The 15,975-nt window shown below is 69.7% G+C and carries 17 protein-coding genes and 1 pseudogene; 8 read left to right on the top strand and 10 right to left on the bottom strand.

Annotated features, from left to right (window positions below):
* A partial coding sequence (locus tag QZ500_RS10605) for an ATP-binding cassette domain-containing protein (protein ID WP_295854886.1) occupies positions 1–361 on the bottom strand: 361 nt, incomplete at its 3' end.
* On the opposite strand from QZ500_RS10605, the gene QZ500_RS10600 reads away from it, so the two are divergent.
* Complete coding sequence (locus QZ500_RS10600; protein ID WP_295854884.1) at positions 360–1,022, top strand: arylesterase; 663 nt, start codon at positions 360–362, stop codon at positions 1,020–1,022. The genes QZ500_RS10605 and QZ500_RS10600 overlap by 2 nt on opposite strands.
* A 33-nt stretch (positions 1,023–1,055) precedes the next feature.
* On the opposite strand, the gene QZ500_RS10595 is transcribed toward QZ500_RS10600, so the two are convergent.
* The 5 genes from QZ500_RS10595 to QZ500_RS10575 form a co-directional block, all read right to left on the bottom strand.
* The gene (locus QZ500_RS10595; RefSeq protein ID WP_295854882.1) at positions 1,056–1,250 is read right to left on the bottom strand and encodes a hypothetical protein; all 195 of its coding nucleotides are present in this window, start codon (positions 1,248–1,250) and stop codon (positions 1,056–1,058) included.
* Positions 1,251–1,318: 68 nt separating this feature from the next.
* Complete coding sequence (locus QZ500_RS10590) at positions 1,319–2,554, bottom strand: PLP-dependent transferase (protein WP_295854880.1); 1,236 nt, start codon at positions 2,552–2,554, stop codon at positions 1,319–1,321.
* A gap of 51 nt (positions 2,555–2,605) precedes the next feature.
* Positions 2,606–3,235 (bottom strand): hypothetical protein, encoded by a 630-nt coding sequence (locus QZ500_RS10585; RefSeq protein WP_295854878.1) that lies wholly within the window; start codon positions 3,233–3,235, stop codon positions 2,606–2,608.
* Positions 3,235–3,729 carry a BON domain-containing protein gene (locus QZ500_RS10580; protein WP_295854875.1) on the bottom strand — a complete coding sequence of 165 codons (495 nt, stop codon included), beginning with the start codon at positions 3,727–3,729 and terminating at the stop codon, positions 3,235–3,237. The genes QZ500_RS10585 and QZ500_RS10580 overlap by 1 nt, the downstream gene beginning before the upstream one ends.
* Positions 3,730–3,959: 230 nt before the next feature.
* Entirely contained in the window at positions 3,960–4,157 is a 198-nt protein-coding gene (locus QZ500_RS10575; protein WP_295854888.1) for a CsbD family protein, read from the bottom strand.
* A 154-nt stretch (positions 4,158–4,311) separates the two neighbouring features.
* On the opposite strand from QZ500_RS10575, the gene dapC reads away from it, so the two are divergent.
* Genes dapC through prmB form a run of 4 tightly spaced genes read left to right on the top strand, consistent with a single transcriptional unit; the run spans position 4,312 to position 8,832 of the window.
* Positions 4,312–5,526: a succinyldiaminopimelate transaminase gene (dapC, locus tag QZ500_RS10570; RefSeq protein ID WP_295854872.1), complete on the top strand. Its 1,215-nt coding sequence runs from the start codon at positions 4,312–4,314 to the stop codon at positions 5,524–5,526.
* A gap of 42 nt (positions 5,527–5,568) precedes the next feature.
* Positions 5,569–6,732, top strand: a complete 1,164-nt coding sequence (locus QZ500_RS10565; protein WP_295854869.1) for a PilT/PilU family type 4a pilus ATPase — start codon at positions 5,569–5,571, stop codon at positions 6,730–6,732.
* Positions 6,733–6,748: 16 nt separating this feature from the next.
* Positions 6,749–7,948, top strand: a complete 1,200-nt coding sequence (dapE, locus tag QZ500_RS10560) for a succinyl-diaminopimelate desuccinylase (protein ID WP_295854866.1) — start codon at positions 6,749–6,751, stop codon at positions 7,946–7,948.
* On the top strand, positions 7,945–8,832 hold the full coding sequence (gene prmB, locus QZ500_RS10555) for a 50S ribosomal protein L3 N(5)-glutamine methyltransferase (RefSeq protein ID WP_295854863.1): 888 nt from the start codon (positions 7,945–7,947) through the stop codon (positions 8,830–8,832). Before dapE ends, prmB begins: the two co-directional genes overlap by 4 nt.
* A gap of 22 nt (positions 8,833–8,854) precedes the next feature.
* Here prmB and QZ500_RS10550 read toward each other — a convergent pair whose 3' ends face one another.
* A complete protein-coding gene (locus QZ500_RS10550; RefSeq protein WP_295854860.1) occupies positions 8,855–9,838 on the bottom strand; it encodes a diguanylate cyclase in 984 nt (327 codons plus the stop codon).
* 189 nt (positions 9,839–10,027) lie between these two features.
* Here QZ500_RS10550 and QZ500_RS10545 point away from each other — a divergent pair, with 189 nt between their 5' ends.
* Together QZ500_RS10545 and QZ500_RS10540 are read left to right on the top strand one after the other, a co-directional pair.
* Positions 10,028–12,049 (top strand): ATP-binding cassette domain-containing protein, encoded by a 2,022-nt coding sequence (locus QZ500_RS10545; protein ID WP_295854858.1) that lies wholly within the window; start codon positions 10,028–10,030, stop codon positions 12,047–12,049.
* A gap of 1 nt (position 12,050) precedes the next feature.
* Positions 12,051–13,208 (top strand): HPP family protein, encoded by a 1,158-nt coding sequence (locus QZ500_RS10540; RefSeq protein ID WP_295854855.1) that lies wholly within the window; start codon positions 12,051–12,053, stop codon positions 13,206–13,208.
* Positions 13,209–13,238: 30 nt separating this feature from the next.
* On the opposite strand, the gene QZ500_RS10535 is transcribed toward QZ500_RS10540, so the two are convergent.
* From QZ500_RS10535 to QZ500_RS10525, 3 genes are read right to left on the bottom strand one after another with little or no spacing between them, the layout of a single operon-like run.
* Positions 13,239–14,468: an FAD-dependent oxidoreductase gene (locus tag QZ500_RS10535; RefSeq protein WP_295854852.1), complete on the bottom strand. Its 1,230-nt coding sequence runs from the start codon at positions 14,466–14,468 to the stop codon at positions 13,239–13,241.
* 49 nt (positions 14,469–14,517) lie between these two features.
* Positions 14,518–14,994, bottom strand: a complete 477-nt coding sequence (locus tag QZ500_RS10530; RefSeq protein WP_295854850.1) for an Lrp/AsnC family transcriptional regulator — start codon at positions 14,992–14,994, stop codon at positions 14,518–14,520.
* Between the two features lie 16 nt (positions 14,995–15,010).
* Positions 15,011–15,616 carry a hypothetical protein gene (locus QZ500_RS10525; protein ID WP_295854847.1) on the bottom strand — a complete coding sequence of 202 codons (606 nt, stop codon included), beginning with the start codon at positions 15,614–15,616 and terminating at the stop codon, positions 15,011–15,013.
* A 218-nt stretch (positions 15,617–15,834) separates the two neighbouring features.
* Here QZ500_RS10525 and QZ500_RS10520 point away from each other — a divergent pair.
* Positions 15,835–15,975: pseudogene (locus QZ500_RS10520) on the top strand (glycerate kinase); the annotation flags it as partial.

Genomic DNA, 15,975 nt, shown 5'->3' with positions numbered 1-15,975 from the left:
CCAGTTCCAGCGGCAGCATGACGTTCTCGAGCGCGGTCAGGTTCGCCATCAGTTGGAAGCTCTGGAACACGAAACCGATCTTGCGCGCCCGCAGCGCCGCCCGGTCGTCCTCGCCCAGCGCGAACATGTCTTCGCCGGCAAGCCGCACGGTGCCGCGCGTCGGGGTGTCGAGGCCCGCGATGATCGACAGCAGCGTGCTCTTCCCGGACCCGGAGGCGCCGACGATCGCGGCGGTTTCCTTCTGCGACAGCCGGAAATCGATATCCCGCAGAATGTCGAGCGACCCGGTCGAGTCGGTGACCGACTTGAACACATGCTCGACCGCGATGATGGCCGGCGATCCGGGACCCGATTCCGTCATGAAGGACCTTGTAAGAGTGAAGCGCAGAGACTTTATCGCGATTGCCGCCATCGCCGCCGCATCGGCCGCATTCCCGTCGCTGGCGGTCGCCGCGGCTCCGGCACCGCAGACGATCCTGATCGTCGGCGACTCGCTTAGCGCCGAATACGGCCTGGCGCGCGGCACCGGCTGGGTGGCACTGTTGGAACGCCGGCTGGCGGACCAGAAGATCGCCGCCCGGGTGGTGAACGCAAGCATTAGCGGCGACACTACGGCCGGTGGCCGGGCGCGCCTCGCGCCGCTGCTCGCGCAGCACAAGCCGGCGGTGGTGGTGATCGAGCTGGGCGGCAACGACGCGCTGCGCGGCCTGCCGCTCAAGAATACGCAGGAGAACCTGACGCAGATGGTCGAGGCTGCCAAGGCTGCCGGTGCGCGGGTGCTGGTGGTCGGCATCCAGGTGCCGCCCAACTACGGCACCGACTACACGCGGCGCTTCTCTGCGATCTTCGAGGAGGTGGCGACCCAAACCCGCAGCGCGGTGGTGCCGTTCTTCCTACAAGGCGTGGCCGACGGACCGAACGCCGCCGCGATGTTCCAGCCCGACCGCATCCACCCGCTTGCGGCAGCGCAGCCGCTGATGCTGGACAACGTCTGGCCGGAAATGCGCAAGCTGCTACGCTGATCGGATGGCGCCGGGGCGATACCGGCGCAGCGGCTATTCGACCTTCGGATCGGTGCCGGCAACTTCGTCGGTCGTGCCGGCCTCGTCCGGCTGCGCACTGCCGTCGCCGTCCTCGGCCGCGCCGGTACTGTTCTTGCGGTCCGCCTTGGCGCGGAGCTTGTCTTCCTTCTTGCGCTTTTTCGCCAGTTCCTTCTGGCGTTTCTCGTATCCGTAATTGGGTGTGGCCACTGCATCCTTCCGTTGGCGGCGCGGACATCGTCGTCCGGCACGCGTTTTATGTAAAAGGCGCGGGCTTTTCAGTCCGCACCAGCGTGTGAGCGTGAGCGGTCCAGTGTAGCCAGCGCCTGCGCGAGGTCAACGCGCAAATCCTCGACGTCTTCCAGGCCGATGCACAGCCGGACTAGCGTGCCGGCGTACGGCCACGGCGCGACGGCGGGGTCGCGCATCCCGGCGATGTCGTAGGGGACCACCAGGCTCACCGGGCCGCCCCAGGAATAGCCGATGCGGAAGCGCTCCAGGGCATCGCAGAACGCGTGCACCTGCGACCGGTCATGGCGGCGGTCGAACACGACCGAGAAGATGCCTGCCGCCCGGTTCGTCGCACCGCAGACCGACTGCCAGTGCGCATGTCCGGGCGCCCCCTCCAGCGCCGGATGCAGCACCTGCGCGACCGCCGGCTGCTCCGCCAGCCAGCGCGCCAGCGTGCGGGCCGCAGCGTCCTGGGCGTCGTACCGCAGCGCGATGCTGGGCAGGGAGCGCAGCACGCTTTCGACATCGTTCGCACCGACGCCGAGCCCGAGTCGCATGTGGGTCATCTTGAGCTGCATGTGCAGCGCCGCGTCGCGGGTCACGATGCTGCCCATCAGCACGTCGCCGCCACCGCTCGGGTATTTGGTCAGTGCGTGAATCGTGACATCCACCGCGACGGTCGCGCCTTCGCCTGCCGGGATAAGAAAGGGGTCGAAGGCAAGGCCGGCGCCCCAGGTGTTGTCCAGCACGCATCGCACGCCGCGGCGGCGGCAAACCTCCACCAGTGCTGCCAGCGGCGGGAACTCCATCGTCACCGAGCCGGCGGCTTCCAGCCAGACCATCCGGGTGTTCGTGCCGATGGCCGCGTCCAGCGCCGCCGGGTCCATGGCATCGTAGCGACGCCAGCCGATGCCGAAGGCCGCCAGTTCGCCGTCGGCCAACGTCTTGCTGGGCCCGTACACGTTGTCGGGCAGGAGGACCTCGTCGCCGGTGCGTAGCAGGGACAGCCATACGGTGGCAATGGCCGCCAGCCCGCTCGGCACCAGCAGGCAATCGGTTCCGCCTTCCAGCGCGGCCAGCCGCTCTTCCAGCAGGAACGAGGTCGGTGTGCCGTGCAGGCCGTATGTGTAGCCTTGCTTCTGCTTCCAATCCCGTGATTCGAGCGCCGCGACGTTCGGGAAAAAAACGGTAGATGCCTTGTGGACCGCCGGTTGCGGCGCATCAAAGCCTTCCGGGGGCCGGTATGGATGGTGGATCAGCCGGGTGGCGATGGATTCGGTCATGCGGGCGATCCTAGCCGGCCCAGGTCACCGGAGCGGCGCGCGCTTACCGCCTCAGTGAAAAACGAGCCGCGCCAGCGCGGGCCGCTGCAGCATGCAGGCCGTCCAAAGTTCCGGCCGGTCGCGGTGCGGCAGGAAACCATCGACCGAGAAATTGTCCGAACGGACCGGAGCGTCGCGCACCGTACCGTCTTCCGGGGCCAGGCGGATAAATTCGATACCGAGCGCATCGCAGTCTTCCTGCAACGCGTCGAAACTGCCATGACCCGGGTTGGTGCAGGCAGCGACGATAAAAACCTTCCGTGCCACGCCGGCGATCGTACGCAGGCTCGCACCACGGTCCACGCTGCTTTGCGTATTACCGTCATTGCTTGTGACGAAGACAATCGCCAGATGGGCGGCAAGCCGCGGCAGTTCCGCGGTTTTGCGGGCGGCATCGCGCAGCGTATCACCCGCTCCGCAATGGTTGGCGAGCCGCAATGAAGGGTTCAAAATGCACAGACGCTCGACCGTCTGCACGCCTTTGCCCGGCTCACCGGCGACACCGCAGGTGTCGCCCAAGGCCAGCAGACGTGTGCGGCCGAGTGGTGGAAGGACTTCCGCCCACGCCCGGGCCAGGCGCCCTACCAGGCCGCGCAGGGACGACCGCTCATGACGAGCCGGCAGGACAGCGGGGGGCAGCATCAGCCGGCCTTCAGAATCAGGCGGTTGTCGACGGATACCACGCCGGTGACGCCCTTGGCGATCTCGGTCGCCCGCATGCGTGCAGTTTCGGAAGGCGCCGGACCGTTCAGCACCACGGCACCACCGTTGGTATCGACGTTGATCCTGATGGCGCTCAAATCCGGATCTTTCGCCAGAGCCGCAGACACCTGGGCCGTGATCGCCACGTCGTCGGCCGTCTGCTTGATCGCCGCTCCGGCGTCACGCGCACCTGCCTCGACACGCGGGGCATTCTGGTCGATGCGGCGCTCCGCGTCGTTCAGTGCCGTCTTGGCCTCTGCCTTGACTTCGGACGCGGTCTCGCGGGTCTTCTCGATGGCGGCATCGACCTTCTGACCGGCCGTCGTGGAGCTGCTGTTCTGATCGCAGGCCGCCAGACCGAGTGCGCATGCAAGTGCGGCGCCCATAAGAGCGCCGCGCGAGAAGGAAATAGAGGTGGTGGATTCGTGGGCCATGGTGAAACTTCGGGGTTCGGCGGCACGACGTCGTCTGCCTTCAGGAAATTCGCTCGCGCCGGGCAACGGGTCGCTCAGCCCTCCGGATCACGCTCCGGTCCGGCTGCACCGGATCGCGCACCGGAACAGTCCGCGACGGAGTCGGCGACTTGTGGGGGACGGCACCGTCCGGGTCGGACGGTGCCGGGGTCGAAAAACCTTCGTTGCCCAGGCACATGGTGGTCGCGTGCTTACAGCTTATCGGCCGTGCGCTTCACACCGTCCTTGACGTTTTCCTTGGTGTCCCCGTACGTCGCTTGTGCCTTGCCACCGGCTTGGTCGGCCAAGCCTTCGCCCTGCAAACGCTCGTTCCCGACAACCTTGCCGGCCACTTCCTTGATCTTGCCCTTGGCTTGGTCCAGGCGGCCTTCGACTTGATGCTTGTTCATGGTGATGTCCTTTTGCAGTGGGATGCAGAAGCGGTTGCTGCTGCTGAGTCGGACTTTAGGAAGTGCACCGTTCTGCCTGCGTCGGCTGCTGCCGAAGTTGATGTAGGACAAGTGGCGGGCCGGTTGCGAGATCGCTCCGGGATAATCCGGGCCCATGAATCCCCTGCTATCCCGTCTGCAGCCCTACCCGTTCGAGCGCCTCAAAGCCCTGTTTGCCGGCGTCACTCCGCCCGCCGACCTCCGGCCGATCAGCCTCGGCATCGGCGAGCCGAAGCACCCGACCCCGGCATTCATCCAGCAGGCACTGGCCGATGCGGCGCAGCAGCCGACCGGCGGTCTCGACGGTTATCCGGCGACAGCCGGCACGCCCGCGCTGCGCGGGGCCTTCGCGGGCTGGCTGCAGGGACGCTACGGTGTCACCGTGGACCCGACCACGCAGGTCCTGCCGGTCAACGGCTCACGCGAGGCGCTGTTCGCCTTCGCCCAGACGATCGTCGATCCCGGCCGCGACCGGCCGGTGGTGGTCTGCCCCAATCCGTTCTATCAAATCTACGAAGGCGCGGCCCTGCTGGCGGGTGCGGAGCCGTATTACGCCCCCAGCGATCCGGCTCGCAACTTCGCGGTCGACTGGGACGCCGTACCGGCCGACGTCTGGGCGCGCACGCAGTTGCTCTTCGTCTGCTCCCCCGGCAACCCGACCGGGGCGGTGATGCCGCTGGCCGAATGGGAGAAGCTCTTCGCGCTGTCGGACCGATACGGTTTCGTCATCGCATCCGACGAGTGCTACAGCGAGATCTATTTCCGCGACGAGCCGCCGCTCGGCGGGCTGGAAGCGGCGCTCCGGCTGGGCCGGCCCGACTTCCGCAACCTGGTCGCCTTCACCAGCCTGTCCAAGCGCAGCAATGTGCCCGGCCTGCGCAGCGGCTTCCTCGCGGGCGATGCGGCACTGATGCAGGCATTCCTGCTCTACCGCACCTACCACGGCAGCGCGATGGGCCCGGTGGTGCAGACCGCGAGCATCGCGGCTTGGGGCGACGAGCGCCATGTCGCCGAGAACCGCGCGCTCTACCGCGACAAATTCGCGCAGGTCACGCCGGTGCTGGCCGAAGTGCTCGACGTCGCCCTGCCGGATGCCGGCTTCTACCTGTGGGCCGGCATTCCTGCCGCCTTCGAGGGCGACGATGCGCGCTTCGCCCGCGAATTGTTCGCCGCGACCGGCGTGACGGTGCTGCCCGGCAGCTACCTCGCACGCACGGCCGACGGCCGCAACCCCGGCCAGGGGCGGGTCCGCATGGCGCTGGTAGCCGGCACGGCAGAATGCGCGGAAGCGGCCGGGCGTATCGTGCGCTTCGTGCAGCAGGGCCGCTGACCGCCGAGCAGCCCGCCACCCCACCCGATCGAGGATCCCGCAATGGCCATGATGGAACGCATCCTGCGGCTGATGGCCGAGCAGAAGGCGTCGGATCTCTACCTGTCGTCCAACGCGCCTGCCACGCTCCGTATCAACGGGCTGTGCGTGGCGGTGAATGCGCAGGTGCTGCCGTTCGACGCGCCGCGCAGCCTGCTCGCCGAAGTATTGCCGCCGTTGCGGATGGAGGAGCTCGACGAGAAGGGCGAGCTCAACGTCGGCTTCGCGATGAAGGACGTCGGCCGCTTCCGGGTGAGCGCGATGCGCCAGCGCGGCGCCATCGCGGTGGTGATCCGCCACATCCACAGCGAGATCCCGCCGCTCGACACGCTCAATCTGCCGCCGGTCATGGCCGACCTGATCATGGAGCGCCGCGGGCTGATCCTGATGGTGGGCGCGACTGGTGCCGGCAAAACCACGACGCTCGCGTCGATGATCGACCACCGCAACACGCACCACACCGGCCACATCCTGACGGTCGAGGAGCCGATCGAATTCCTGTTCCGCAACAAGCGGTCGATCGTCAACCAGCGCGAGGTCGGGGTGGACACCGCATCGCTGCAGGTGGCGCTGAAGAACGCCCTGCGGCAGGCGCCTGACGTGATCCTGATCGGCGAGATCCGCGACCGCGACACCATGTCGGCGGCCATTGCGTATGCCCAGTCCGGCCATCTGTGCCTGGCGACGCTGCACGCCAGCAACAGCTACCAGGCCCTCAACCGTATCCTGAGCTTCTACCCGGCCGAGGTGCGCCACACGCTGCTCGGCGATCTCGCGTCCTCTTTAAAAGCAGTCGTGTCGCAGCGACTGCTGCGCACCATGGCCGGCGGCACGCGGATGCCCGCGGTCGAGGTGATGCTCAATACGAAACTGGTCGCCGATCTGATCGAGCGGGGCGATTTTTCGGCCGTCCAGCATGCGATGGAGAAGTCGATCGCCGAAGGCTCGCAGACCTTCGAGGAAGACATCGCCCGCCTGATCACCTCGGGCGTGGTTGATCGGCGCGAAGGCATGGTCCATGCAGATTCGCCGACCAACCTGCTCTGGCGCCTGCAGAACGACTTCACCATGGCCTCGCGCGCCGCCGCGGAGGCCTCGGCCGCGCAGGATGCCGACGACGACGCCCCCTCCTTCACCGAAATCACGCTCGACGTGAGAACCTCGTAAGCCCCCGCTCCTACCGATGACCCGCACGCTCCGCCTGACGGAAGAACTGATTTCCCGCCCCTCGGTCACGCCGGACGACGCCGGCTGCCTCGACATCCTGGTGCGCCGGCTGGAGCCGCTCGGCTTCGTCTGCGAGCGCATCGACAGCGGCCCCGACGACTTCCGGGTGAGCAATCTATGGGCCAAACGGGCTGCAGCGCCCGCTGTACCTACGCAGGCCGCTACGGATTCGATAGCAAAGCCAAAACTCCTCGTGTTCGCGGGCCACACCGACGTGGTGCCGACCGGACCGCTCGACCGCTGGACCTCGCCGCCGTTCGCGCCGACGCACCGCGACGGCCGGCTCTACGGCCGCGGCGCATCCGATATGAAGACCTCGATCGCCGCCTTCGTCGTGGCGGTGGAAGACCATCTGGCAGCGCATCCGGACACGCCGCTCGACATCGCCCTGCTGCTGACCAGCGACGAGGAAGGCCCGGGCACCGACGGCACGGTCGTCGTCTGCCGGACGCTGGAGGCGCGGGGCGAGAGGCCCGACTGGTGCATCGTCGGCGAGCCGACCGCGGTGGAGCGCACCGGCGACATGGTGAAGAACGGCCGGCGCGGCACGATGGGCGGGCGGCTGGTGGTCCAGGGCATCCAGGGCCACATCGCCTACCCGCAACTGGCGCGCAACCCGATCCATCAGGCGCTGCCGGCGCTCGCCGAACTGGCGGCCGTCGAATGGGATGCCGGTAACGCCTTTTTCCCGCCGACCTCCTGGCAGATCAGCAACATCCACGGCGGCACCGGCGCGAGCAACGTGATTCCGGGCGACGTCACCATCGACTTCAACTTCCGGTTTTCCACCGAATCCACCGCCGAGGACCTGCAGCAGCGCGTCGCCGCAATCCTCGACCGCCACGGGCTCGAATACACGTTGCAGTGGACCGTCGGCGGCCAGCCGTTCCTCACGCCCCCGGGCGAGCTGCTGACCGCGATCGGCGACGCGATCCGGGCCGAAACCGGCCTGGACACGGTGCTCTCGACGACCGGCGGCACGAGCGACGGCCGCTTCATCGCCCGCATCTGCTCGCAGGTCGTCGAATGCGGCCCGCCCAACGCGACGATCCACAAGGTCGACGAATACGTGGCCGTGGCGGACGTGGAGTCCCTCACCGGCATCTACCGGCGCACGTTGGACAACCTGGCGGTGCTCGTGGGCGGCACCCGATGAGCGCGCCATCAACGCATACGGTGCAGGCGCTGGTCGCCGCGACCGCGGGACGGCTGGAGCAGGCCGGCGTGGCCTTCGGGCACGGCACGACCAACGCATTCGACGAGGCTGCCTGGCTGGTGCTGTGGAAGCTCGGCGTGCCGCTCGACAGTCTGGACGAACATGCCGAGCGTGCGGTCACGACCGACGAGGCCACTGCGGTGGACACCCTAATTGCTGAGCGTATCGCCACCCGCCGGCCCGCCGCCTACCTGACGCGCGAAGCCTGGCTGCAGGGCGTGCCGTTCTACGTGGACGAGCGCACCATCGTGCCGCGCAGCTTCATCGCCGAACTGCTGGCCGACGGCAGCATTGACAGCTGGCTCGGCGAGCACACCCGCCGGGTGCTCGACCTCTGCACCGGCAACGGCAGTTTGGCCGTGCTGGCGGCAATGGCCTATCCGGACGTGACGGTGGACGGCGCCGACATCGCGCCCGAGGCGCTGGCGGTCGCCCGGATCAATGTGGACCGGCACGGCCTGCAGGCCCGGGTGGCGCTGCACCTGTCGGACGGCTTGGCCGCCCTACCCGGCCCCTACGACCTGATCCTGTGCAACCCGCCCTATGTGAACGCCCGCAGCATGGAAACGCTGCCGGCCGAGTACCGGGCCGAGCCGGCGCTCGCGCTGGCGGGCGGCGAAGACGGCATGGACTTCATCCGCGCCCTGCTGCGCGACGCGCCGGCGCGCATGGCGCCGCAGGCGGTGCTGGTGCTCGAGATCGGCAACGAGCGTGCGCATTTCGACCGGGCCTTCCCCACACTCGAGGCGGTCTGGCTAGAGACCTCTGCCGGCGACGACCAGGTCCTGCTGCTGACCCGCGAGGCGCTGCTCGCCGCTCGCTAGCGCCCGGGCACGGCCGGGGCACTCAGGCGGTTTCGCCGACCACCCGGTTGCGGCCTTCGGCCTGGGCGCGCGACAGGTTGCGGCTCGCGCGCTGCAGCACGCCCTCGCCTTCGCCGTCCTCGCCGACCTCGGTCGTCGCCAGGCCGACGCTCGCGGTGACAAACGGCGCCGTCTTCGATGCCGGGTGCGGCAGCTTCAGCGCGGCGATGTCGGCGTGCAATGCCTGCACCACCTTGAGCGCATTCGCGGCGCTGGTCTCGGGAATCAGGATGCCGAAGGTCTCGCCGAAATACCGGGCCGCCAGGTCGGCCGGCCGGCGGATGCCGTTGCCCAGCACCCGGCCGACGGCGGCCAGCGCCTGGTCGCCGGCCGCGCGGCCGAAGTGATCGTTGTAGGGACGGAAGGCATCCATCTCCACCAGCGCGACCGACAGCTGCGTCTGCGCGCGCTGCGCGCGCCGGGCCTCCAGCGACAGCATCCGGTCGAAATGGCGGCGGTTGAACAGGCCGGTCAGCCGGTCCTGCTGGTTGAGCTCCTCCACCTCCCGGCGATAACGGGCGATCCGCAGATGCGCGCCGACCCGCGCCTTGAACACCGGTTCGTTGAACGGCGTGGTGACGTAATCGGCCGCGCCGAGCCCCAGGCTGCGGATGCCGTCGCCGACATAGTCCTGACCGGTGATGAAGACCACGCCGATCTGATCGGTCGCCGGGTCGGCCTTCAGGCGGCGCAGCAGTTCGAAGCCGGTCATGTCGGGCAGCAGCAGCGCGATCAGGATCAGGTCGGGCTGCTGGTCCCGCGCGATGGCGAGGGCCTCGCCGCCGCCGCGGGCGATCCGCAGCGCATGGTCGGTGCCGAGCAGCGATTGCAGGCCCTCCCAGGGGGCGGCGGCTTCGCAGACCGCGAGCACCTGCGGCGTGTGGACCGGCACGACGACCGGGCCGGCATGCGGTGCGGAACCGGCGGTTCCGGCGCCGGGCGAAAGGGAGGGAGTGGTGTCCTGCATGCGGGCGAAATTACCACTTTCGGACGGCCGCCGGCCCGCCGCCCGTCGCCGGGCCGATGCGGGATTTCCCGCGCTGTGGCGGATACGCGAAAATGCCGGCTTCGGCACGCTTCGTGCCCTGTCCTGTCGCGCCGGCCCCTGCGCCGGGCGGCGCGCCGCCCACCGCGGTCCGCCGGTCGCCCCGTCTCCATGATCACCCTCAAGAACGTCATCCTCCGCCGCAGCGCCAAGGTCCTGCTCGACCAGGCATCGGTCGTCATCAATCCCGGCGAAAAGGTCGGCCTGGTCGGCCGCAACGGCGCGGGCAAGTCCACGCTGTTCGCGCTCTTCAACCGCACGCTGCACGAGGACGGCGGCGACTTCTCGCTGCCCGCCCAGTGGCGCATGGCGCAAGTCGCGCAGAACATGCCCGAGACGTCCGAATCGGCCACCGAGTTCGTGCTCGCCGGCGACACCCGGCTGGCGGAGCTGCGCTCCCAGCTCGCCGCCGCCGAAGCGGCAGACGACGGCATGGCGATCGCCCATGCCTATACCGACCTGGCCGACGCCGGCGACTACGACGCGGTGCCGCGCGCGCAGGCGCTGATCCTGGGCCTCGGCTTCAAGGCCGGCGAGCTGGACCGGCCGGTCGACAGCTTCTCCGGCGGCTGGCGCATGCGGCTGCAGCTGGCGCGCGCGCTGATGTGCCCGAGCGACCTGCTCCTGCTAGACGAGCCGACCAACCACCTGGACCTGGACGCCCTGGTCTGGCTGGAATCGTGGCTGAAGGGTTATGCCGGCACGATGATCGTGATCAGCCACGACCGCGAATTCCTCGATGCGGTGACCGACGTGACGATGCACATCGAGCATGCCAAGCTCACCCGCTACGGCGGCAACTACAGCAAGTTCGAGGAGATGCGCGCGCTGCACCTGGAGCAGCAGCAGGCGGCCTTCGCCAAGCAGCAGGACAAGATCGCCCACCTGCAGAAATTCATCGACCGCTTCAAGGCCAAAGCCAGCAAAGCGAAGCAGGCGCAGAGCCGGGTCAAGGCGCTGGAGCGCATGGAGAAGGTGGCGCCGCTGCTGGCCGAGGCCGAATTCACCTTCGAATTCAATGAGCCGGGCCACATCCCCAACCCGATGATGTCGATCACCGACGCCGCCTTCGGCTACCCGGCCGAAGAAGACGGCGCGCCGCCGAAAACGATCCTGACCGGCGTCAGCAAGTCGGTGCTGGCCGGCCAGCGCATCGGCATCCTGGGCGCCAACGGCCAGGGCAAGTCGACCTTCGTGAAGACGGTGGCGCACGATCTGGCGCCGATCGCCGGCCAGATCGTCGAGGGCAAGGGCCTGCGCATCGGCTACTTCGCGCAGCAGGAACTCGACGTGCTGCGGCCGCAGGACACGCCGCTGGAGCACATGATCCGGCTGGCGCGCGAGATGGGCGCCGACGCCAAGCAACCTTCCCGCGAACAGGACCTGCGCAGCTACCTCGGCACTTTCAACTTCACCGGCGACATGGTGAAGCAGGCCGTCGGCACCATGAGCGGCGGCGAAAAGGCGCGGCTGGTGCTGGCGATGATGGTCTGGCAGCGCCCCAACCTGCTGCTGCTCGACGAGCCGACCAACCACCTGGACCTGGCGACACGTGAGGCGCTGGCGATGGCGCTCAACGAGTTCGAGGGCACGCTGATGCTGGTGAGCCACGACCGGGCGCTGCTGCGCTCGGTCTGCGACGAGTTCTGGCTGGTCGGCCGCGGCGTGGTCGGCCCGTTCGACGGCGACCTGGACGACTACCAGCGCTACCTGCTCGACGAAGCCAAGCGGCTGCGCGAGGAAGCCAAGCAGGCGGACGCGCCCGCGCCGGTCGCCGGTCCGGCGCCTGCTCCTGTTTCGATAGCTGCTCCCGCACAGCCCACCAGCGCGAAAGCCGAAAAACCTTCGCAAAACCCGCCCGCCGGCCGCGACCAGCGCAAGCAGGATGCGCAGGCCCGCCAGCAGCTTGCCGGCCAGGCCCGGCCGCTGAAGAAGGAACTGGCGGACATCGACCAGCGCCTGGCCACGCTGCAGCGCGAGAAGGCGACACTGGAAGAGCGGCTCGCCGCACCGCTCCCGCCCGCGGAGATCGCCGACTGCGGCCGGCGGCTGAAGGCGGTCGGCGACGAGGCAGACCGACTGGAGGAGCGCTGGCTGGAGCTGTCGTCGGAACTCGAGGCGATGGGCGCCTGACGTGGCCGCGCCGGCCGCAGCCCGCTGGACCGCCGCGCTACGCGACTGGTGCGCAGCGCTGCGGCCGGAGGCGCCGCAGGTCAGCCAGGCCGAGCGCTGGCGGATCGTCGCCGGCGCGGCGCTGGGCGTGTTGGTCGCCGGGATCGCCGGGCGCTGGTTCGGCGCGGACGCCGCGGCCGCCTGGCTGGTCGCGCCGATGGGCGCCAGCGCGGTGCTGGTGTTCGCGGTGCCGGCCAGCCCGATGGCGCAACCCTGGGCCGTCGTCGGCGGCAACACGCTGTCGGCGCTAGTCGGCATCGCCTGTGCCCGCTGGATCGGCGAGCCGCTGGTCGCGGCGCCGGCCGCTGTCGGGCTGGCGATCGCCGCGATGTTCCTGCTGCGCTGCCTGCATCCGCCGGGCGGCGCGTCGGCGCTGCTGATGGTGCTGGCGCACGAGACCCGCTGGGGCTTCGCCGCGCATCCGGTGCTGCTGGATTCGCTCGCGCTGGCCGCGGCCGGCATGCTGTTCCACCACCTGACCGGCCGTGCCTACCCGCCGCGCCGTGCGGCACCGGCCCCGGGCGCGTCGGCCACCACCGCCGAGCGGTTCAGCGCCGCCGACCTGGACGCCGCGCTGGCGCACTACGACGGTGTGATCGACGTCAGCCGTGCCGACCTCGCCACCCTGCTGCACCATGCCGAGACGGCCGCCTACCAGCGCACTTGGGGCGAACTGCGCTGCCGCGACATCATGTCGCGCGAGGTGGTGACGGTGCAGTTCGGCACGTCGCTGCAGGAGGCATGGACCCTGATGCGCGAGCGCCGCATCAAGGCGCTGCCGGTGACCGACCGCGCCCGCCGGGTGACCGGCATCGTCACCACCGCCGACTTCATGCGCGAAGTCGGGCTGGAACGTCCCGCCGGCCTGCTCGACCGGCTGCGCGCGCTGGTGCAGCCGAGCCCGGGCACTACCTCCGACAAGCCGGAGACGGTCGGCCAGATCATGACCCGCACCGTGCGGGTGGCGAGCCAGGACCGGCATGCGATGGAACTGGTGCCGCTGTTCTCCGAAGGCGGCCACCACCACATCCCGGTGATCGACCACGAGCATCGGCTGGTGGGGATCATCACCCAGTCGGATCTGGTGCGGGCGCTCTACCGCGGCTTGCGGCCGGGCTGACCCGCGGCCCGGCCCACCGCGGCGCGAGGGTCAGACCGGCAGAAGCGTCTTCAATGCGACGGCCGAGTCGGCGACCGCGGCCGGCGCGGGCTGCACGCCGGCTTCCAGAAGCTTGCGGCTCATGACGTGGTCCATCGGCGCATTGGCCGATTCCACGCAGACGAGCGCACCATCGACGAAGTGGAACAGCGAGAACGAGGCAGCATTCGCACCCTGCCGGCGCACCGTCTCCAGGCCCGGCGTGCCTTCGGCGGGCACCAGGCCGGCCATCTGCAGCCGCATCGCGCCCTGTTCGGACCAGAACCAGGCGAGCGCGTCGTGCGGCCGCGGTGTGCCGGCCAGGGTGGCGACGGCCGTCTTCGCCTGGTCGTTGGCGTTCTGCACCGATTCGAGGCGCAGCGCACGCCCGGCGCGCCGCTCCGGGAAGCGGGTGCAGTCGCCGACCGCCAGGATGTCCGGGTCGCTGGTACGCATATGGTCATCCACCACGGTGCCGTCGTCGCAGGCGAGCCCGGCGGCCTCGGCCAGCGCGGTCTCGGGTTCGGCGCCGATGCCGACCAACAGCAGGTCGAGCGGCAATTGCTCGCCGCCCGCCTCCACCGCGGTGATGCGGCCGTCGGCCTGCGTCCAGGCGAGGTCGCGCACCCCCAGGCGGATCGCGATGCCGGCGGCCTCGTGCGTGGCCTGCACATGCGCCGACAGCGCCGGCGAGACCGCGCGGCCGAGCAGCCGCGGGCCGGCTTCCAGCACCGTCACCTCCTTGCCCATCGCGCGGGCGGTCGCGGCGACTTCCAGCCCGATGAAGCCGCCGCCGACCACGACGATCCGCCCGGCCGTCGCCAGCCGGCTGCGCAGGCGCGCGGCCTCGTCGGCGGCGCGCAGCAGCACCACGTTGTCCATGCCCGCCGGGAGGCCGGGCAGCGCCCGCGCCCGGGTGCCGGTCGCCAGCACCAGCCGGCCCCAGGGCAGGACCGTACCGGAGGCGAGCGTGACGGTGTGCGCCTGTCGGTCGATCGCGACGACGGCATCGCCCCGGTGCAGCGCGATGCCGGCGTCGGCGTACCAGGCCTCGGGCTTGTGCAGCTGCGGCTGCTCGGCCTCGTTCTTCAGGAAAGCCTTGGACAGCGGCGGCCGGTGGTACGGCAGCCAGTGTTCGGCGGTGACCAGGTGGGTCCGTGCGCTCAGGCCGGCCTCGGCCAGGCCGGCACAGAGTTGGGCAGCGGCATGGCCGCCGCCGACGATCACGATCGCATCGCTCATGGGGGTGTCGTTCAATGGAGAGGTGAAAAAAGGGAAGCCGCCGGCCGCCTCAGCGGGAGGCCCCGGCGGGCAGCGGCAGCGCCGTCTTGTAGCGCACCTGCTTGAGGGCGAAACTGGAGCGGATCTTCTCGATGCCGGCGATCGGCGTCAGCCGGTCGAGGATGAAGCGCTCCAGCGCGGCGATGTCGGCCAGCACCACCCGGATCAGGTAGTCGCTGTCGCCGGTCATCAGGTAGCACTCCATCACTTCGTCGTGCTCGCAGACCAGCCGCTCGAATTCGGCCAGCGCCTGCTTGGTCTGCGCAGTAAGGCTGATCGAGATGAACACGTTGAGCCCCAGCCCGACCGCCGCCGGGTTGGCCAGCGCCACGTAGCGTGCGATCGTGCCGGACGCCTCCAGCGCCTTGACCCGCGCCAGGCAGGGCGAGGCCGACAGGCCCACGCGGCGCGCCAGCTCGACGTTCGACAGCGCGCCGTCGCGCTGCAGTTCGCCGAGGATGCGCAGGTCCATCGTGTCGAGCTGCATCGTGAGCTCCCTAGGTTCAGCCGCCGACCAGCTTCCGGTACGCCGCGCGCGTCGTCGGATCGACCGACGCCACCACCTGCTCGTACGCGGTGTGGTGCCGCGCCAGCAGCCGGGCCGATGCGATGGTCTTCGAGCGGCAGTACCAGTGGCAGGTGTGCTGCATCAGCAGCATCTCGGCCATCAGCACGAAGGCCCGGCGCTGCGGCGTGCGGCCGGCCGCGTTGGCGACCACCGTCGAGAAACCCTGGGCATGGATGGCGAACGCCTGCCGCAGGTCGAAGGTCGCGCCGGGTACGAAGCGGTCGGCATACGGCAGGCCGATCGGCAGGGTGCTGACCCGCACCTCGTCGGCGTCGAGCTGGCCGAAGGATTGCGCGAAGCGCGCGAACTGCTGGGCGAGCGACGATTCGGTCGGCTCCAGCAGCTGCCAGATCTGCAGCCGCCGGCCGTCCTCGGTCTCGGCCAGCGCCCGCTGGTAGCCCTCGGTCAGCTGCTCCATCAGCGCCTCGATCCGGTACTGGCCCAGCTCGCGTGCCAGCAGCGCGATCCGGTGGCGCTGGTAGCGGCTCTTGATCAGGTAGGCGAAGAAGGCGGCCATCAGGGCCAGCGTCGTGAATTCCATGCAGGGCGGGGTCCGGGGCGCAGCAGCAGTCGAAGGGCAGAGAGAGCGGAACCGGCGATTGTCCCATCCCCGTCCGAGCGGCCGCTCCTCCGGGAAGTCACCATCGGCCGGCACGACCGCGGCCCCTAGAATTTCCGGCGGCGGCCGGTGGCCGCATCCTCCTCCGACCCACCCGGGTTCCGCTCCGCCCCGCGGCCGCGCGCCGCCGTCCACACGCCATGCCGCCCTCCCCGACCGACGATCCCCGCGCCTTCCTTCGCCACCTGTACGACGTCGCGGTGCGCCGCGCGCTACCGCTGCACACCCTCGGCCCGCACCTGCCGGCGCCGCCCCGCGGCCGCACCGTGGTGATCGGCGGC

The sequence above is a fragment of the uncultured Xylophilus sp. genome (genome assembly GCA_913776965.1).
Classification (GTDB): domain Bacteria; phylum Pseudomonadota; class Gammaproteobacteria; order Burkholderiales; family Burkholderiaceae_C; genus Xylophilus.
The sequence above is the reverse complement of the archived record's forward strand: the minus strand, read 5'-3'. Positions and strand labels throughout refer to the sequence as shown.